General features: G+C 69.9%; 16 protein-coding genes. 8 read left to right on the top strand and 8 right to left on the bottom strand.

Annotated features, from left to right (window positions below; genetic code table 11):
- The first annotated feature begins 22 nt into the window (after window positions 1-22).
- The 7 genes from C5E06_RS17870 (at window position 23) to C5E06_RS17840 (ending at window position 7142) form a co-directional block, all read left to right on the top strand.
- On the top strand, window positions 23-1387 hold the full coding sequence (locus C5E06_RS17870; protein ID WP_104307757.1) for an ABC transporter substrate-binding protein: 1365 nt from the start codon (window positions 23-25) through the stop codon (window positions 1385-1387).
- A complete protein-coding gene (locus tag C5E06_RS17865; protein WP_228496640.1) occupies window positions 1384-2355 on the top strand; it encodes a carbohydrate ABC transporter permease in 972 nt (323 codons plus the stop codon). Before C5E06_RS17870 ends, C5E06_RS17865 begins: the two co-directional genes overlap by 4 nt.
- Window positions 2348-3295 carry a carbohydrate ABC transporter permease gene (locus C5E06_RS17860; protein ID WP_258063562.1) on the top strand — a complete coding sequence of 316 codons (948 nt, stop codon included), beginning with the start codon at window positions 2348-2350 and terminating at the stop codon, window positions 3293-3295. Before C5E06_RS17865 ends, C5E06_RS17860 begins: the two co-directional genes overlap by 8 nt.
- Window positions 3292-4227, top strand: a complete 936-nt coding sequence (locus C5E06_RS17855) for an amidohydrolase (RefSeq protein ID WP_104307756.1) — start codon at window positions 3292-3294, stop codon at window positions 4225-4227. Before C5E06_RS17860 ends, C5E06_RS17855 begins: the two co-directional genes overlap by 4 nt.
- Window positions 4224-5315 (top strand): aldo/keto reductase, encoded by a 1092-nt coding sequence (locus tag C5E06_RS17850; protein WP_258067758.1) that lies wholly within the window; start codon window positions 4224-4226, stop codon window positions 5313-5315. Before C5E06_RS17855 ends, C5E06_RS17850 begins: the two co-directional genes overlap by 4 nt.
- On the top strand, window positions 5312-6160 hold the full coding sequence (locus C5E06_RS17845; protein WP_104307755.1) for a fumarylacetoacetate hydrolase family protein: 849 nt from the start codon (window positions 5312-5314) through the stop codon (window positions 6158-6160). Before C5E06_RS17850 ends, C5E06_RS17845 begins: the two co-directional genes overlap by 4 nt.
- A 139-nt stretch (window positions 6161-6299) precedes the next feature.
- Window positions 6300-7142 (top strand): SDR family NAD(P)-dependent oxidoreductase, encoded by an 843-nt coding sequence (locus C5E06_RS17840; RefSeq protein ID WP_228496639.1) that lies wholly within the window; start codon window positions 6300-6302, stop codon window positions 7140-7142.
- Window positions 7143-7219: 77 nt separating this feature from the next.
- Here C5E06_RS17840 and C5E06_RS17835 read toward each other — a convergent pair whose 3' ends face one another.
- Genes C5E06_RS17835 through C5E06_RS17815 form a run of 5 tightly spaced genes read right to left on the bottom strand, consistent with a single transcriptional unit; the run spans window position 7220 to window position 12628 of the window.
- Window positions 7220-8005 (bottom strand): hypothetical protein, encoded by a 786-nt coding sequence (locus C5E06_RS17835; RefSeq protein WP_104307754.1) that lies wholly within the window; start codon window positions 8003-8005, stop codon window positions 7220-7222.
- Window positions 8002-9435 (bottom strand): polysaccharide deacetylase family protein, encoded by a 1434-nt coding sequence (locus C5E06_RS17830; RefSeq protein ID WP_104307753.1) that lies wholly within the window; start codon window positions 9433-9435, stop codon window positions 8002-8004. Before C5E06_RS17830 ends, C5E06_RS17835 begins: the two co-directional genes overlap by 4 nt.
- Entirely contained in the window at window positions 9407-10222 is an 816-nt protein-coding gene (locus C5E06_RS17825; protein WP_181063028.1) for a hypothetical protein, read from the bottom strand. Before C5E06_RS17825 ends, C5E06_RS17830 begins: the two co-directional genes overlap by 29 nt.
- Window positions 10219-11247 carry an NAD(P)-dependent oxidoreductase gene (locus tag C5E06_RS17820; protein ID WP_104307751.1) on the bottom strand — a complete coding sequence of 343 codons (1029 nt, stop codon included), beginning with the start codon at window positions 11245-11247 and terminating at the stop codon, window positions 10219-10221. The genes C5E06_RS17825 and C5E06_RS17820 overlap by 4 nt, the downstream gene beginning before the upstream one ends.
- A 31-nt stretch (window positions 11248-11278) precedes the next feature.
- The gene (locus C5E06_RS17815) at window positions 11279-12628 is read right to left on the bottom strand and encodes a nucleotide sugar dehydrogenase (RefSeq protein WP_104307750.1); all 1350 of its coding nucleotides are present in this window, start codon (window positions 12626-12628) and stop codon (window positions 11279-11281) included.
- 207 nt (window positions 12629-12835) lie between these two features.
- Between C5E06_RS17815 and C5E06_RS17810 the strand changes: the two genes are divergently transcribed.
- The gene (locus C5E06_RS17810) at window positions 12836-14365 is read left to right on the top strand and encodes a glycosyltransferase family 2 protein (RefSeq protein WP_258067757.1); all 1530 of its coding nucleotides are present in this window, start codon (window positions 12836-12838) and stop codon (window positions 14363-14365) included.
- Here the strand turns inward: C5E06_RS17810 and C5E06_RS17805 are convergent.
- The 3 genes from C5E06_RS17805 to C5E06_RS17795 all read right to left on the bottom strand — a co-directional run bounded on the left by C5E06_RS17805 (window position 14346) and on the right by C5E06_RS17795 (window position 18454).
- The gene (locus C5E06_RS17805; RefSeq protein WP_104307749.1) at window positions 14346-16928 is read right to left on the bottom strand and encodes a helix-turn-helix transcriptional regulator; all 2583 of its coding nucleotides are present in this window, start codon (window positions 16926-16928) and stop codon (window positions 14346-14348) included. The genes C5E06_RS17810 and C5E06_RS17805 overlap by 20 nt on opposite strands.
- A 165-nt stretch (window positions 16929-17093) precedes the next feature.
- A complete protein-coding gene (locus C5E06_RS17800; protein WP_104307748.1) occupies window positions 17094-17648 on the bottom strand; it encodes a dihydrofolate reductase in 555 nt (184 codons plus the stop codon).
- Entirely contained in the window at window positions 17645-18454 is an 810-nt protein-coding gene (locus C5E06_RS17795) for a thymidylate synthase (protein ID WP_104307747.1), read from the bottom strand. The genes C5E06_RS17800 and C5E06_RS17795 overlap by 4 nt, the downstream gene beginning before the upstream one ends.
- Between the last annotated feature and the right edge of the window lie 61 nt (window positions 18455-18515).

The following is an 18515-nucleotide window of genomic DNA, read 5'->3' as shown; positions in this document are numbered from 1 at the left end:
GTCGACCAGAAAAGGACGCACAATGTTGCAAGATTCGTCCCAGAAGCGCCCCAGCAGGCGCATCGCCACCATCGCGGCAGCTGCTGCCTCAGCTCTCCTGCTCGCCGGATGCTCCGGGGGAGCCGGCGGCGAAGTCAACAGCGAGTACGGCTTCGCGACTGCAGAGCAGGTCGCCGACAGTCCCATCATGGTCTGGGTCGACGCGGCCCGCGAGCCGGCCATCGCCGCCTTCAAGGAAGCCAACCCCGACGTCCCGATCGAGTACGAGGTCTACGACGGCAACGCCGGCGGCAGCGGCACCTTCCAAACCCGCATCGCCCTCATGGACCAGGCCGGCGAGGGCTGGCCCGACGTGGTGTTCTCCACCCAGCAGAACGATGCCTCGTGGGCCTCGCAGCCCGCGCCGGGTGGCGGGCAGGGCTTCGCGGCTCCCCTCAACCAGGGCTTCTTCGACCAGGAGTTCCTCGACGGCTTCTCCGCAGGCGCCCTCGACCCCTCCACGATCGATGACACCGTCTACGGGCTCCGCAACGACCTCGCGCAGGTCGTCACCTACTACAACCAGCCGCTGCTCGACCAGTTCGGCTACGAGGTGCCCACCACGTGGGAGGAGTACGGAGAGCTCGGCGACAAGCTCGCGGCAGAGCACCCCGGCTACATCCTCGGCAGCGTCGGCGACGCCTTCATGCCCTACGTCTACTACCAGGGCACGCAGTCACCCGTCTTCCAGACCGACGGCGACACCTTCGTCGCCGACATGGAGGCCTCGAACTCCGTCGAGATCAGCAAGATCCTCGACAAGATGATCGCCAACGGCACGATCGTTCAGGACAGCGTCTTCAGCGCCGAGTTCACGTCCAAGTACGCCGACAAGGTCGTCGTCATGCCCGGGCCGGTCTGGTACACGGGCGCCGTTTTCCAGAGCGCCCTCCAGGTCCCGGAAGGTCAGCTGGGCGTGGCAGCTCCCCTCGCCTGGGAGGGCGAGGAGATCGCCACCGGCAACGTCGGCGGCGGCATCTGGTACGCCTCGAGCCACACGCAGAACCTCGAATCGGTCAAGACGTTCCTCGAGTTCGCGGTGAGCGCCCCCGAGTTCCAGGTCGAGCTCTCGAGCGGATACCCCGCCTACTCCTCCGCCGCGGAGGGATGGCTCGGCAAGCTCGCCGAGACCAACTACTTCATCGACGGCTTCGAGCAGCAGATGATCGACGCCGGCGGCAGCATCTGGAGCGGCTGGGCATCCGCGCGATTCAGTCCGGAGACCGCCTGGGCGACCACCGTCATGCCGGCGATCGCAGACGGCAAGACCATCGAGTCGGTCCTCCCGGACTGGCAGACCGAAGTGCTCAACGAAGCACAGGTGAACGGGTACACGGCCGCCGAATGACCTCCACCCAGGCTGCACCCGCGGTCGGCGCCGCTCTCCTGAGCGACGCCGACCCGGCGGGGCCGAAGAAACCACGCACGGCGAAGCGCAAGCGCGCCGCCAACCCGCTCGCGAACGAGACCCGCTTCGGCTACGTCTTCATCAGCGGCTACGTCCTGCTCCTCCTCGCCTTCGGGATCATCCCGACCCTCTACGCGGTCTTCCTGTCCATCACCAAGGACGGCGTCTTCGTCGGAATCGACAACTTCGTGCGGGTCTTCGGCGACTACCGATTCCTGCCCGCCGTCGGCCACGTCACGCTCTACATCGTGTTCTGGCTCATCAGCCTCATCATCCTCGTGACGTTCCTGGCGATCATCGTGCACTCGATCCGCGCCAAGTGGCTGAGCGTGAGCATCCGCTTCCTGTACTACATCCCAGGAGCCATCGCAGGAGCGTCGAGCGTCATGCTCTGGCTGTTCCTGCTCGACCCGACCGTCAGCCCCGTCGCCGGCCTGCTGCGCGCGATGGGCTACGACTCGCTCATCCGCACCGTCTCCATCGACAACCTGCCCATCGTCTTCACGGTCATCGCGTTCTGGACCGGCGCTGGCAGCTGGATCGTCATCATGTACGGCGCCCTCAACAACATCAGCAACGAGGTCATCGAAGCCGCCAGGGTCGACGGAGCCAACCCGCTCCAGGTCGCCCTCTACATCCAGCTGCCCATGATGACCAAGTGGATCTCCTACATGGGCATCATGTCGCTCGCCGCGGGAACGCAGCTCTTCGTCGAGCCGCGAGTGCTCTCGCAGGCCAGCCGCGGCGTCGTGCCAGAGGACTACTCGCTCAACCAGCTCGCGTACCTCTACGCGTTCAAGCAGGGCGACTTCTCCGGCTCGGCCGCCATCTCCATCACGCTGCTCGTCGTCGCCCTCGCGCTCTCGACGGTCTTCATCCTCAAGGGAAAGCTGTTCGAACGTGACTGACACCGTGCACACCAGGAACGTCGAGCACCAGGACACGGCGCATCCCGTCACCAAGGCGCTCGCCCGCAAGCTGACGCCGGGCGAGTGGATCATGCGCATCGTGCTCGGCGCCGTCATCGCCTCGTTCGTCGTGTTCTTCCTGCTGCCCATCGTGTGGCTGCTGCTCGCGGGCACCAAGGATGCGCGTTCGCTGCTGCTCGAGAACCCCATGTCGTTCGGCTCGTTCGAGCAGCTGGCCGCGAACTGGGAGCAGCTCTTCAGCTTCCAGAACGGCATCTTCCTCACGTGGATCGGCAACTCGGCCCTGTACTCGTTCGGCGCGCTCGTGATCACGCTCATCGTGAGCGTTCCCGCCGGCTACGCGCTCGCGCTCGGCAACTTCCCTGGCCGCAAGGCGCTGCTGCTCGTGACGCTCATCGTCATGCTCATCCCCAACACGGCACTGGTGCTGCCGATCTTCCTCGAGCTGAGCGCGGTGAAGCTCATCGGGTCGCCGCTCGCCGTGATCCTGCCCTTCTCGTTCTTCCCCTTCGGCGTGTACCTGACCTACATCTACTTCTCGACGGCCGTCTCGCGTGACCTGCTGGATGCGGCGCGCATCGACGGCGCGAGCGAGCTGCGGGTCTTCGCGCAGGTCGCGATGCCGCTCGCGGCGCCCGTCATCGCCCTGGTCGGGTTCTTCAGCTTCACGGGCAACTGGAACAACTACTTCCTGCCGTTCCTCATGGTCGGCGGCAAGAACGTGCCGGTGCAGGTCGGCCTCGCCAACCTGCTCTCGAACGTGCCCCAGTTCAACCCCACGACGGCCACGAGCATCGTCATCGAGCTGCCGACGCTGGCCCTCGCGACGCTGCTCTCGGTTGCGCCGATCGTCATCATCTTCCTGTTCTCGCAGCGCTTCCTCGTCTCCGGGATGACCGCGGGCGGCACGAAGGGATGACCGGTGAGACGCTCTCCGCAGTGGATGCGGGTCCCGGCGGCGGCGGACGCCGCGAGCTCGCGGCGCGCATCCCCGTCGACACGCACGTGCACCTCTGGGACCGCTCGCTCGTGCCGCAGACCTGGATCGACCCTGGCTCGATGTCGGCCATCGACCGGGACTTCTCGGGCGACCACCTGTCGGAGCAGCTGCGCGAGGCGGGCATCTCGCGCGCCGTGGTCGTGCAGTCCGACCGCACCCTCATCGAGAACGACTACCTCTTCGACGAGGCTCAGCGCACCCCGGAGCTCGCCGGAGTCGTGGGCTGGGTTGACCTGCGGGCCGGAGCTGCGGGCGTGCGCATCCAGCTGGACGCGCTCAGCGGGCACGCGGGCTCCTCGAAGCTGGTCGGCATCCGCCACCCCGTGCACATCGACGAGGATGAGCGCTGGCTCTCGCGCGACGACGTCGCCGACGGTCTCGCCGAGCTGGGCGCGCGGTCGCTCGCGTTCGACCTCGTGATCCGGCCGTGGCAGCTCGGGCAGGCGGCCCGGCTCGCCGCCCGAGTGCCTGGCACGAGCTTCGTGCTCGACCACCTCGGCAAGCCGCCCCTGTCGACGGGGGAGCTCGACGCCTGGAACGCGGGCCTGCGGCAGCTCGCGGCGCTGCCGAACGTCGCCGCCAAGGTCTCCGGCCTCACGATCGAGGACGACTGGGGCGACTGGTCGCAGGAGGCGCTCGAGCGCGCGATCGACCCCGCGCTCGAGCTGTTCGGACCGTCCCGCCTCATGTTCGGCTCCGACTGGCCGCTCGTGCGCCTCACGCGTGGTGGCTACCGGGCCTGGATCGACGCGTATCGATCCGCCACGTCCGCCCTCAGCGCCGACGAGCAGCGGCAGATCGATGCCGGCACCGCCGAGCGTGTCTACGGAATGAGCGGGGTGGCGTCGTGAGCGCGGCCGACGGCTCTGCCGGGATCGGGGTCGGACCTCTGGAGTCCGCATCCGCCCCCGCCGACTCGCGAGCAAACAGCGGAGGCCTCGAACGGCGACGCCTCGGCGAGACCGACGTGCGCGTGAGCCGCATCGGCTTCGGCGCCGCCTCCCTCGGCAACCTCTACCGCGAGACGGGTGACGAGGAAGCGGCAGGAGCAGTCACGGCGGCGTGGGAAGCGGGCATCCGCTTCTTCGACACGGCACCGCACTACGGGCTCGGGCTCTCGGAGCGGCGCCTCGGCGCGGCCCTCGCGGCCTACCCGCGCGAAGAGCTCGTCATCTCGACGAAGGTCGGCCGCCTGCTGGTGCCCAACCCGAACCCGACGGGCGTCGATGACGGGTTCGTCGTGCCCGACGACCTCACACGTGCCTGGGACTTCAGCCGAGACGGCGTGCTCCAGAGCCTCGAGGGCAGCCTCGAACGGCTCGGCACCGACCGCGTCGACATCGTCTTCGTGCACGACCCCGACGCGTTCAGCGAAGGCGCCGCTCGCGAAGCGCTCGTGACGCTCCGCGAGCTGCGCGACGAAGGCGTCGTGGGTGCCATCGGCGTCGGCACCAACGAGACCCACCAGCTCGGCGAGCTCTTCGACGAGCGCCTCATCGACGTCGCCATGCTCGCCGGCCGCTACACGCTCCTCGAGCAGCCAGGCCTCGACGCCGTCCTCGAACCCGCCAGGCGCTCCGGCGCCTCCGTCATCGCGGTCGGCGTCTACAACTCGGGCCTGCTCTCGACCCCACGCCCAGGACCGGACGCCGTCTTCAACTACCTGCCAGCCCCGCCGGAGGTGCTCGAGCGGGTGCACCGCATCGCCGAGCTCTGCGAGCGGCACGGCGTCATGCTCCCGGATGCGGCACTCGCGTTCCCTCTGCAGCACCCCGCCGTCGCCGGCATCGCCCTCGGCATGCGCAACGAGGCCCAGGTGCACGACAACCTCAGGCGCGCATCCGTCGCCGTGCCGGACGAACTCTGGCGCGACCTCGCCGACCACAGGCTCATCGACCCGAGAAGCCTCACCACCGACCACCAGGAGGACCCCAAGTGAGATTCGTTCAGCGCCGTGACGGCAACCGAGTCGTGCCAGGCATCGTCGACGGCGACCACGTCTACGACCTCGCCGGCGTCGACCGGGTCGACGGCGCGCTCCTCGCCCGCTCCGACGACGAGCTCGGCGAACTCGAAGCGGCCGCCCTCGGCACCGTCGGCCGTGAGCTCGAGGGCCTCGATCTCGCGGCCCCCATCGCGCGCCCCGGGAAGATCGTCTGCATCGGCCTCAACTACCGCGACCACGCCGCAGAGACCGGCGCCGCCATCCCCGAGGAACCCGTCATCTTCATGAAGGACCCGTCGACGATCGTCGGCCCCTTCGACGCCGTGCGCATCCCCCGCACCTCCGTCAAGACCGACTGGGAAGTGGAGCTCGGCATCGTCATCGCCCGGGAGGCCCGCTACCTCGCCTCGCCGGACGACGCCGCCGCCGTCATCGGCGGCTACGTGCTCTCCCACGACGTCAGCGAGCGCGAGTTCCAGCTCGAACGCGGCGGCCAGTGGGACAAGGGCAAGAGCTGCGAGACCTTCAACCCCCTCGGCCCGTGGGTCGCGACGCCGGACGAGATCGCCGATGTGCAGGCCCTCGGCCTCCGCCTCAGCGTCAACGGCGTCCCGCGGCAGAACGGCACGACCGCCGACCAGGTCTTCGACGTCAACCACGTCGTCTGGTACCTCAGCCAGTTCATGGTGCTGCAGCCGGGCGACCTCATCAACACGGGCACGCCCGCCGGCGTCGCCCTCGGCATCGAGGGCAACCCCTACCTGCGCGACGGCGACGTCGTCGAGCTGTCCATCGACGGCCTCGGCACCGCCCGCCAGCGCTTCGAGGACGCCTCGTGATCGCGTCCGCGTGCGCGTGCGCGTGCGCGTCCGCGGTCCCCCCCGGCGCTGTCGCCACCAGCCGTCTGCGGATGGCTTCCGCGCTTCGGGATGGCTTGCACGCCATCCCGAAGCGCGGAAGCCATCCGGAAACAGCGGGATGCTCGGGGGCAGCGGGATGCTCGTCGCGCGCGGGGGTGGCGGCGTGAGCGGCGGCGACAGCAGGAGCAGCGGCGGGACTGACCGCGACGGAGAGTTCGGCGGGAGGGTCGCGATCGTCACGGGCGGCGCATCCGGGATCGGCGCCGCCGTCGCCGAGGAGCTGCTGGCTCGCGGCGCGCAGCTCGCCGTGTTCGACCTCGACGGGGCCTCGGTTGCAGGGCCCGCACTCGGCGTGAGCGTCGACGTGTCCGACCGGGCCTCGGTGGATGCCGGTGTCGCGGCCGTGCTCGACCGCTTCGGGCGACTCGACGTCGTCGTGAACTGCGCGGGCATCGGCGCCTTCGGCACGGTCGAGGACTCGAGCGACGACGATTGGGCGCGAGTGCTCGACGTCAACGTGCGGGGCGTCGCCCGCGTGTGTGCGGCAGCGATGCCGGCGTTGCGCGAGTCGGACGCGGCGGCCATCGTGAACCTCACCTCGATCGCCGCGACGACGGGAATCCAGCAGCGCGCGCTGTACTCGGCGACGAAGGGCGCCGTTCACGCGCTGACGCTCGCGATGGCGGCCGACCACGTGCACGACGGCATCCGCGTCAACGCCGTCTCGCCGGGCACGACCGACACGCCCTGGGTGCAGCGGATGGTCGCGAACGTCGCCGATCCGGAAGCGGAACGCGCCGCCATGAACGCCCGCCAGCCGACGGGCAGGCTCGTCACGCCGGCCGAGGTGGCCGGGGCGGTCGCGTACCTCGCGTCGCCGCTCTCCGCGTCGACGACGGGCAGCGTCCTGTCGGTCGACGGGGGCTTCGGCGGGCTCCGAGTGAGACCCGTGCAGGCGTGACTCGGACGGTGCGTCCGGTGAGGCGCATTCGGTGAGGCGCGAGCGGCGAGCGCCCCGCTCTCCTCACCGGACGCCGCTCACTGCACGCCGCTGGTGGTGACCGTGACGGTCCACGGCCCGTCCGGCACCTCTTCGGCGTCGACGAATGCCCAGTCGACGCGGTCGTTCGTGCCGTTCAGAGAGTCGAATGCGAGGCAGCCGTTGACGGCGGGGGAGACGTCGAGGCCCGCCCCATTGAAGCGGGTGTTCGCGGGGCGCTCGTCGGCGTCGCCGAAGACATAGCGGGCGTCGTCGTAGAGGGCGGGGCCGGCGTCCTGGATCTGCGCGTAGCAGTACCGGCCGTCGCGGTGGAGCACCACCCAGCGGTTCTTCATGAGGCTCACCGTGCGGTCGTCGACGATGCCCGCATACTCGGGGTCCGACGCCCAGGGGACGACGTCGCCGCGCATCGCGAAGGCGTCGTCGTTGTGCACGTCGTCGAAGGGGAGGTCGAGGTAGAAGGGGTTTTGCAGCGGCGTGATCTGCGTTGGGAAGTAGTCGTCGTCGGCGCTGCGTCGCTCGGTCTGGCAGGTGCTCGTCTCGTTCGGCCCGTTGATGAGGAGGCCATCGCAGCCGCCATACGACTCGTACCACTGGGAGTCGTAGGTGGAGATCATCTGGCTCCCGTCGGACGCGTTCGGGTCGAAGAGCTCGCCGACCCAGAAGGTCGTCGCGATGATGTTCGTGTGCCACGGGTACTGGCCGCTCGGGAGCTCCCGCGGCGCGGAGGCGGGGGTAGCGGTAGGGGCGGGCGCGGCCGCGCAGCCGACGAGCGCGAGCAGGAGCACGGCTGCCGTGATGCCGCTTCGGCGGGCGCGCTTCATACGGCGACCGCCGCGCCGGGCCGGATGCCGCCGGGAGCGGCGCCCGGCGGCATCCGCTGCGACCCCGGGGTGCCGCCTGCGGCGTACATGCCGACGTCGTCGACGCGCAGCACGCCGTCTTCGAAGAGGCTCAGGCCGAAGCTCATGCCCGTGTAGCCGGGCGGGATGGGCGGCGTCATCCAGATGGCGCGCTCGTACCCGGATGCGGCGTGCAGGTAGGGGCTCGCGGTCCAGTACTCCCAGCTGCCCTCTGCCGTGCGCAGGTAGGTGACGAACTGGGTCTTGGCGGTCGAGGAGTACCAGGCGCGCAGCGAGTAGGAGGTGCCAGGCAGGACGGTGGGCGCGCAGGTCCCGAGGTCGAGTTGGGGGAGGAGCTTCGCGTCGCCGGAGGCGTGTCTGACGGTGGCGACGATGCCGGCGTACTCGCCGGAGTTGGCGGCTCGGCTGGTGCCGAAGTCGGTCGCGTTCTCTCCCCAGTTGCCCTCCATCCAGCAGGCGGGAACCCCGTCGGCGTCGACGCCTTCGAAGCCCGCGTTCTTGATGGCGTTGACGCCGGGCGGTGCTGGGGCTGCTTCCGGGGCATCGCCCCGGGGGCGGACGTCGCCGCCGATGGTGTCGCCGACGGTCTGCACGACCGTGCCGTTCGTCTCGGCGCGGGGCGTCAGCCATCTGAGGAAGTCGTCGAGGAGCTTCGGGGTGACGTTGAGCTCGCTGCAGCCGGTCTCGCAGAGGTCGTGGAAGGTGAGCTGCACCCATCCGCCGACGGATTCGGCGCTCGTGACGCTGTCCTGCAGGTCTTCGAGGGTCCAGCTGCTGTCGACCTGCGCGGGTGCCTCGGTGTAGAAGGCGTTCCTGGGCGGGATGCTCTCGGCTTCGGCGCACTGCTCGCACCCGAATCGGGTGCGGAGCTCTCCGAGCGAGCGGGCGCTGGAGTAGCCGCATTCCTCGGCCGCCGCTTCGACCTCCGGGGTGGTGGAGGCGAACGGATACGCGAGGCTGCGCACGTCATACCCCCAGGTGAGGAGCGTGTTCCTGTCCCAGCACAGCTGGCGTTTCGCCTCGTCGAGCGGGAGGGCCGCGAGGTTGGGATGGTCGACGGTGTGCCCGCCGATCTCGTGGCCGGCACGGGCCAGCTCGTCGAGCTCGGCGCGCGTGAAGTAGCCGGGCGCGTCGATGAGTCCGGATGAGACGAAGAACGTCGCTGGCACGCCGTTCGCGGCGAGCACGGGGGCGGCGTTCATCTGGTTGTCGCGGCCGTCGTCGAAGGTGAGGCTGACGACGGTCCACGGAGCGGGCGCGGCTTCGGCCGGCGGCGGTCCGGCCCAGCTCAGCAGCAGCGCGACGCAGAGCGCCGCCGCGGCCGACATGGCGCCCGTGAGCTTGGCGCGTCTGCCGCCCGCCTCACGCGGCCGGAGTCGGGACGCGCGCACTGCTCTGGGGTCCTCTCAGGGGCATCGGGGGAGACGGCATCTCCGAGATCCTGCTGTGCAGCTGGGGTGAGGAGAGCTCGCGGCCGCGCCGCCGCCACCGGTCCGCGAGATGTCGGGCCTCGATGCTGTAGCCGTCGCCGAGGATGCGGAACTCGTGGATGTGCGCGGGGAGCGCGTCCACGTCGCTCGCGATGAACGCCTCGTTGGCGGTCCTGGCGTGGACGAGCGGGGAGCCGTGGGCGGCAGCGGCAAGGTGCCCGCGGCCGGCTTCGAGGACGATGATGCCGCAGTTCCCGTCGAGGCGGGCCACGGCGAGGTCGAGTGCGGAGTGCGCGGAGAGCCGGCGTCGGATGCCCTCCTCGACGAGGTGCGCGATGATCTCGGCGCACGACCAGGAGTCGTGGCCCGAGCGTGGGTGGTGTCCGGCGGCGAGCAGCTCGTCGCCGAGGGCTCTCGCGTTGCGGATGCCGCCCGTGTGGACGACCGTGATGCCGCCCGTGCAGTCCGTGGCGGGCTGGCGGGAGTCGGTCGCGGCCTCTGACGCGTCGGCGACGATGACGCCGATGCCGGACCCGCACTCTTGGAGTGCCGGGGGCACGTCGATCCGCTCGAGCGGGCGGTTGGTGTGGGCGCCGATCGCCGTCCTGACGAGCGTCGTGCTCGCCCCGCGGTAGTCGCTGAGCGTCAACCCGGCGAGGGAGTGCCCTGGCCCCGACTGCCGACGCAGGGCGCTGATGAGGCGCGGTGCTGCCTGGCCCGCCCCGATGCGGGCGACGATGGCGCTCACGATCGACCGACGGGGGTCGCCGGCTCCCGGTTCGCGAGACGCATGACGTCGGCGGAGCGAGCCCCCTGGGAGCGGACGTAGCCGGCGACGCGGTCGACGATCTCGGCGAGCGTCGTGCTGGGCACGTAGCCGACCCGGTTCGTGGCCTTGGTGTTGTTCGGGACGCGCCTGCGCATGTCCTCGAAGCCGGTCGCGTATGCCAGGTCGTACGGCACGAACTCGATGGTGCTGTCGCTGCCGAGCTGCGTGATGATCTGCCGCGCGAGCCCGAGCACGGACACCTCCTGCGCCCCGCCGAGGTTGTACGCCTCGCATCCGGGTTCCGCGAGCTCCGCGATCCGCACCATAGCTGGCACGATGTCCCCGACATAGCTGAAGCAGCGGGTCTGCGCGCCGTCGCCGAAGACGGTGACCGGCTCTCCTCGAAGCGCCTGCGTGATGAGGTTGGGGACAACCATGCCGTACCTGCCGGTCTGCCGCTCGCCGACGGTGTTGAACAGGCGGACGATGGACACGTCGAGGTTGTACTCGTCGGAGTAGGCCTTCGCGAAGGACTCGTCGAGCCCCTTCGCGGCCGCGTAGTTCCAGCGGCTGGCGAGCGGGGAGCCGAGGATCCGGTCGCTGTTCTCGTCGAGGCTGTCTGCCGTGTTCTTGCCGTAGATCTCGCTCGTGGACACGAGGAGCACCGAGGCGCCGCTTCCCACGGCGGCGTTGAGCACGTTCTCGGTGCCGTGGAGGTTGACACGCAGCCCTCGAAGGGGGTTCTCGACGATGAGCTTCACCCCGACGAGGGCTGCGAGATGGAAGACCCGGTCGCAGCCGTCGATCGCCTCGCGCACGCTCCTCGAGTCGAGGATCGAGCCGTAGGTGATCGTGAGCCGCGGGTTGGAGCGCGCTTCGATGAGGTTGCCGACGGACCCCGTCGACATGTCGTCGAGGATGACGACGTCGTCGCCCTGAGCCAGCAGATGTTCCACGAGGTGGCTGCCGACGAAGCCGGCGCCTCCCGTCACGAGTGTTCTCATGGTCGTTGCCTTTCGCTGTTCTCGTCGCGGGTCAGAGGAGGTGGCGGCCGGGCAGGTCGGTGCCCCGGTAGGTGCTGTCGAGGATGACCTGGTCTGCGCGTATCCAGGACAGGTCCTCTCCCGTGTGCCTCGTGTGGATGAGGATGAGGTCGGCCTCGAACGAGCTCGGGTCGTCGATCGATTCGAGGAGCCTCCCCGAGTGGAGGAGGGCGCTCGGGATGTGCGAGTCGGTGTAGGCGAGGTCGACGCCGAGCGCGTCCAGGTGCGAGAGGATCTCGAGCGCTGGGGACTCGCGCAGGTCGGCGACGTCGGGCTTGTAGGCGATCCCGATGACGTGCACTCTGGTGCCCTCCAGGCCGAGGCCCAGCTGCAGGAGCAGGTCGCGGATGCGGTCGACGACCTGCCTCGGCCGTGCCGCGATCCGCGTCATCGCCTGGGCGATCATGGGTGCGTCGACGCGTTCCTCCTTGAGCTGCCAGAGCAGGTAGTGGGGGTCGCAGGGGATGCAATGGCCGCCCACGCCGGGGCCCGGGTAGAAGGGCATGAAGCCGTACGGCTTGGTGGCGGCCGCGTCGATGACCTCGGTGACGGGTACTCCGAGACTGGAGCAGATGTCGGCGAACTCGTTGGCGAGGGCGATGTTGACGGCCCTGAAGGTGTTCTCCAGGATCTTCGTCATCTCGGCCACCTCGAGGCTCGAGACGCGGTGCACGGCGTCCGCGTAGCGGCCCAGGAGGGTGGCGCCCGCTTCCTCGCAGGCGGGGGTGGCGCCGCCGACGACGCGGGGTACGACCTCCTGGGAGAACTGGTCGACGCCAGGGTTGATGCGCTCGGCGCTGAACACGACGTGGACGTCGCTGCCGACTGCCAGGCCGCGCTTGCGGAGCGGCGTGACGAGGAAGTCCTCGGTGCAGCCGATGTAGGTGGTCGAGGTGAGCATGAGCAGCTGCCCCACGACGGCTGCGGCAACGGCGGTCGCGGCTGCGGCGGCGAGGAGGCTCAGGTCGGGGACGAGGTGCACATCGACTGGGGTGGGCACGCACACCACGATGGCGGCGGCCCTGCTCAGCAGCTCCTGGTCGTCGGTGAGCGCGAAGCCCTCGTCCTGGAGTGCGGTGGCGAGTCGCAAACGATCGCCGTCGAGGAGATCCGCATCCTGCGCCCGGATCGTGGAGAGCCGGCGCTGCGAGACATCGAGCGCCAGGACGCGGCTGCCGGCTGCGTGGTAGGCGAGAGCGGTGGGAAGGCCGACGTAGCCGAGGCCGACGATGGCCACGTCGTAGTCGAAGCTCGTCTGCGTGGCCGGAGGCCGCACATCCTGAGCGAGGGGCACCGGACTGAGTGAGATCGCGACCGCGGGGCCGCTCTCGAAGGTGGTCATGGGGAGTCTCCAGAATCGACAGAGCATCGCCCCCTGGGGAAAGGGCGCTGCAGATGGGTGCGGCGGTCGGCGTTGACTCGCTCCGCGTCAACAGCATGGCCCCGCCCGCACCGGCGATCAACAGCCGACCGAGAGGTTGGCGGCTTTCCGAGAGGGGCCTCCATTTCTTGCGGGAAACCGAAGCGGCATTGCGGTCTCACGAACGCGATGAGCATCTACCGTCGGGAGGGCGACGAAGCGATTCGGATGCGGGGAGCAGCGGAACAGCCGCCTGCCCCCGAAGCCGATCACAGCGAGGTGATGACGCGGATGCTCGACGAACTCCCGAAGCTGATGGTGCTCGTGGCCCTGATCGCCGCCAGTTTCAGCCTCTCCACAGTGCTGTGGTCGGGCGCTGGGCTGCTGCGGATCGTCGCGGCTCGAGTGTGGCAGCGCGACGGTGCGCACCACTCGAGCGCGGGGGGAGGCGCGGACGGCGGTGAGCGCCGCGCTCCCCGGCGGCTCGAGCCGAGCGACGTGGCCGTGCTGATCGCCGCCCACAACGAGGAGCAGGTCATCGGCGACACCATCCGTTCGGCCGCAGCGCAGGTCCCGGCCGCGAACATCTTCGTCGCCTCGGACGGCTCGACGGACGGCACGGTCGCGCTCGCGGAAGCCGCGGGGGTGCAGGTGATCGACATCTTCCCGAACCGGGGCAAGGCCGGTGCGCTGGTCGAGGGCATCTCGAGGTTCTCCCTCCGGGACCGGTTCCAGGTGGTGCTGCTGCTCGACGCCGACAGCAGGCTCAGACCCGACTACCTGCTGACGGGCCTGCCGCTCTTCGACGACGCTGGCACGGTCGCGGTGGCGGGGAGGGCGACGAGTGCACTGCATCCGCGCCCGGAGACCTGGCTGGGGCGCCTGCTCACTGCGTACCGGGAACGCACCTACGTGTTCGTGCAGTGCATGCAGAAGTTCGGCCAGGCGTCGAGGCGAGCGAATGCGGTCGCCATCGTCCCCGGGTTCGCGAGCATGTACCGCACGAGCATCCTCGACTCCGTCGACATCGATGCGGCGGGGCTGGCGATCGAGGACTACAACATGACCTTCGAGGTGCACGCGAAGCGGCTCGGGCGCATCGCGTTCCATCCGAGCTGTGCGATCGCCGAGACGCAGGATCCGGACACGCTGCGGGACTACGTGCTGCAGATGCGGCGCTGGAGTCTCGGCTTCTGGCAGACGGTCCGCCGGCACGGCGCGCACGTCGGGGTGTTCTGGTTCTCCGTCGGGATCAGCATCGTTGAGGTGCTCGTGACGAGCATCATCCTGGTGCTCGCGCTGCCGATGCTGCTGCTGTCGACCCTTGCCTGGCTGCTCGCCGACGTCGCGCGCCTCGGCGGTGCAGGGTTCGAGTGGGCCGTGGCCATCGCGGGGGCGGTCCCGCCGGTGATCGTGCTGCTCGGGCTCCTCATTCCTGACCTGTGCGTCACCCTCATCGCCGCGGTGCTGTCGCGGCGGCTCCCGAACGCGGCGGCGCTCTGCTTCCCGCTCCTGCGCATCGTGGATGCGGCGGTCTGCATGCTCACCTTCGTGCGAGCGTTCGGGGCGGCCGGCGACGGCCGCTGGATCAGCCCGACCAGGCGGAGCATCCCGGCGATCGAGGCTCGCAGCGTGGACCCGACCCCGGACTCGGCCCCAGACTCGGACCTGGCCCCGGACCGGGCAGTGGCTGAGGTCGTCAGACGAGCAGCGACATGAGCGCCACGAGGCGCGCCCTGGAGTCGACGCCGAGCTTGCGGTAGATGCGGGTGAGGCGGAGCTCGACGGTGCGCTGCGACACGAACAGGATGCCGGCGATTTCACGGTTGCGGTGGCCGCTCCAGACGAGCTGAGCGAGTTCGAGTTCGCGGGTGTCCAGCTGTGAGATGAGCGCTGAGGCTCCCTTGCGTTGCGGCGCGGGCTGGGCTGCCCGTGCTGCGTCTGGCGGAGCGGTCGGCGGCGGCTCCTCTAATCGTCGGCGGCGCGCCGCGAGGACTCGCGCGTGCTCGTGCGTGTGCGTGATTCCATCCGGGACCAGGGCCCCGGCGACATCGAAGGCGAGCGCTGCGAGTGCGTCCGTGGGGGCGCAGACCGCGGCCGAACGAGCGGCGGCTGCGGTCGCCCAGGTTGAGGGATGCTCCCGCGAGGCTACCTCCAGCCGTCGCAGCTCCTCGCCTGCCTCGTCGTGCCTCCCCGCGAGCCAGAGGGACTCGATGAGTTCCGCATCCGCTCGAAGGATGGACGGGTTCCGCCGGAACGATGCCTGCGAGCGCTTCGCGAGCCGCAGCTCCCGGATGGCGTCGTCGTACCTGCCCTCGATGAGGGCCCGGCTGCCGGCGAGTACCGCGACGTGCGGGCGCAGCGTGCTGTTGTCGTCCTGATCGCACTGCTCGCGTGCCCGGTCGATGAGCTCGTTCACCCGAGTCGAGGGGCTCTGCTCGAGCATCGCGGCGGCCGCCGCGATCAGGTACCTGCGCGGTGCATCCGGTGCTGGCTCTGGCAGCTCGAGCGTGGTCCACAGGGTGAGGGCCTGTCTCAGCTTGTCGAGGTTGCCGAGTCGCAGCTCGAGCATGGTGAGCAGCGCGAGCGCGGATTCGCGGAGGAGGAGCGGCAGCGGCCCAGCCGCGGTGAGGTCGTCGAGGATGCGCCGCGCCTCCACGTAGCGCTCGTCGAGGATCAGGATGCGGCAGAGCAGGAAGGCATCCTCTGCGGGGAGGGGCGAGCGGTCGTGGATTGCACCGGACAGTTGCTGCTCGGGTTCGCCACCGGCGAGCACCGGAGCTTCGCCGTCGCTGGCAGCTGCGATCGTGGCGAGGAGCCGGTAAGCGAGGGAATCGACGAGCTGCAGCTCGACCGTGCGTCGGAGGGTGAGCTCGAGCGGTTGGACGTCCCACCGCTCGAGGTGCAGTCGGGCGAGGGTGATGAGGAGGATCGAGCACGCCTCGGGGGCGCTCGCGCGGTGGGTCTGCACGAGAGCGGCGCCTGCCGAGTCGGCGACGACGTGGTCGATCGCGAACGTGCAGAGCATGCTGACCCTCGCCGCGCGGAGCTCACCCGCAGGCGAGTGCTGCAGGGAACGCCCGAACCCCAGGTAGCGGCGGGCCAGGCTGAACTCGCCCTGGAAGAACAAGGCCTCGGCGAGGAGGGAGAGCAGGTCGCCGCGACCCGGCAGCATGCTGCGCAGCGCGAGCGCCCGCTCCGCGAACTCCACCGCCGTGGCGACCTCTCCGGCCCTGGCCGATGCCTCGGCGAAGCCGAGCAGATCCAACTCGAGGTTCTCGCCGCCATCGAGGAAGCTCCCGTGCCAGAGGGCGATGCCGGACGAACGCTCGTTATGAAGCTCCTTGCCGAGCGCGTGCACCTCCCGCCGCTGGCGGGCATCCATCGCGGCGTGCAGCGCGGCGCGCTCCACCGGATCGGCGATGTGTACGCGGTCGTCCGAGACATCGACGATGCCGTGCTCGATGAGGTCCTCGAGCGCGTCCTGCTGCGCCCAGGACGAGCTGCTGAGGGCGGTTCGGGAAGAGAACGGGGCCAGGGCGATAAGCCCCAGGAGGTCGTCGGAGTCGCGAGCGGCGTGGGACGCCGCCTCGGGGGCGACGGCGTTGGGAATTCGGAGCGGGATGCGGATCGGGTCGACGCCGTCGCGCTCACGCTGATTGAGCCTGGCCGAGACGATCAGCCCCGGGCGGCCGTCGGAGGCCACGGCGAGGAGCATGAGCGCCTCCCGGGTCGTGCCGTCGGGGGATGCGGTCGCGGCGACCTCCACGGACTCCTCCCGGGAGAGGGCGCGAAGCGGATGCTGGCGGAACCCGGCGAAGACCGAGCTGCGAGCGATGTGCGTCGCTGACGCGGCGATGCGCAACCCGGTGCCAGGGAGGCGCGGCACGAGGTGCTCGAGCACTGCAGCGCTGTCGGAGTCGAGCAGGTCGATGTCGTCGACGAAGAGGGTGAGGGGAGCCGCGTTCGCGCGGAGCTGCCCTGCGAACTCGTCGGCGAGGTGCAGCGGGTGCGGTCGCTCGGCTCTGACCAGCGCGAGCTGCTTCTCGATGCTCTCCTGGGCCGGCCCGCCGAGGCTGAGCGCGATGACCGACAGCCCCGAGTAGGGCCATTGGCTCTCGCTCCGTCTGAGCCGGATGAGCTTCGCGCCGAGATCTGCCGCGCCAGCCTCGAGCAGGCTCGTCTTGCCGATCTGCCGTGGGCCGGTGAAGAGCAGGAAGTCCTCCGCGCCCTCCGAGCGCACCGCCGAGAGAAGCGCCAGTTCGCGGTTTCGTCCCAGCATGGCTGCGTCCACTCTCCCACCGGTGGCGTATCGATCAGGAGGGGGAGTAGCGGGGATCGTCGCTTCCGGTGTGCGATGAGTTTAGATGCCGTTGCATGCAGACTCATGTAGTCACCCCGGGTTTCACCCCGGGGTGGAGGTGCCCAGCAGCCCTGCAGACCTGGCCTAGCGGGACAAGCTGACGAACCTGTACCGGATGCCGGTGCGCGAGGTGAGCCAGCCCTCCGACGGCTCACGGGCATCCGCCGACCACTCCTCGCCAGACCAGTCGGGGGCGTGCGCGTCGCCAGGGACGTCGAGGTCGATCTCGGTCACCTCGAGGCGGTCGGCGCGCGCGATGGCCTCCCGGTAGAGCTCACCGCCGCCCATGACCCACGCGGTGCCGGCTTCGGTGCCCGAATTGGGAGTGGCGTCGGCGCTCGTGCTCGTGCTCGTGCCCGCGCCCGTGCCCGCGAGGGCGAGCGCCTCCTCGAGCGACCCGGCGCGCTCGGCCCCCTCTGCGGCCCAGCCGGCCTGCCGCGTCACGACGATATTCCGACGCCCCGGCAGGGGACGGAAGCGTTCCGGGAGCGAGTCCCAGGTCTTGCGGCCCATGATCACGGGATGCTTGAGCGTGACGGCCTTGAAGTGCGCCAGGTCCTCGGGCACGTGCCAGGGGATGCCGCCCTCGGCGCCGATCACGCCGCCGCGCGCCTGCGCCCAGACGAGCCCGACGCTCATACCGCGATCGCCGCGCGGATCGTGGGGTGGTGCTCGTAGTTCGCGACCTCGAAGTCCTCGAACTCGTAGTCGAAGATCGTGTCGGGGGTGCGGTGGATGCGCAGCTGCGGGTACGGGTACGGGTCGCGCGTCAGCTGCTCCCGCACCTGCTCCTCGTGGTTGTCGTAGATGTGCACGTCGCCGCCCGTCCACACGAACTCACCGGGCTCGAGCCCCGTCTGCTCCGCCACCATGAGCGTGAGCATGGCGTAGGAGGCGATGTTGAACGGCACGCCGAGGAACAGGTCGGCGCTGCGCTGGTACAGCTGGCAGGAGAGCTTGCCGTCGGCGACGTAGAACTGGAACAGGGCGTGGCACGGGGGCAGCGCCATGGTGGAGATCTCGGCCGGGTTCCAGGCCGTGACGATGTGGCGGCGGGAGTCGGGGTTGTCGCGGATCTGTGCCACGACCTGCTCGATCTGGTCGATGTGGCCGCCCTCGGGGGTCGGCCAGGAGCGCCACTGCACGCCGTAGACGGGGCCGAGGTCGCCGTTCTCGTCGGCCCACTCGTCCCAGATCTTCACGCCGCGCTCCTGCAGCCAGCGCACGTTCGAGTCTCCGCGGAGGAACCACAGCAGCTCGTACGCGATGGACTTGAAGTGCACGCGCTTCGTCGTGATGAGCGGGAAGCTCTCCGACAGGTCGAACCGAAGCTGGCGGCCGAACACGCTGCGCGTCCCCGTGCCGGTGCGGTCGGACTTGCGGGCGCCGGTCTCGAGCACGTCGCGCAGCAGGTCTTCGTACGGGGTCTTGATCTCCGAAGTCACGTCCCGAGGATACGCCTCGGCGCCCTCTGGGGCATCTCGCGGGAGGCGACACCTACGCTCG

It is taken from the genome of Pseudoclavibacter sp. RFBI5 (genome assembly GCF_002931395.1).
Taxonomy (GTDB): Bacteria; Actinomycetota; Actinomycetes; order Actinomycetales; family Microbacteriaceae; genus Pseudoclavibacter.
Note: the sequence above shows the minus strand (reverse complement) of the source record. Positions and strands in the feature narration are given on the sequence as shown.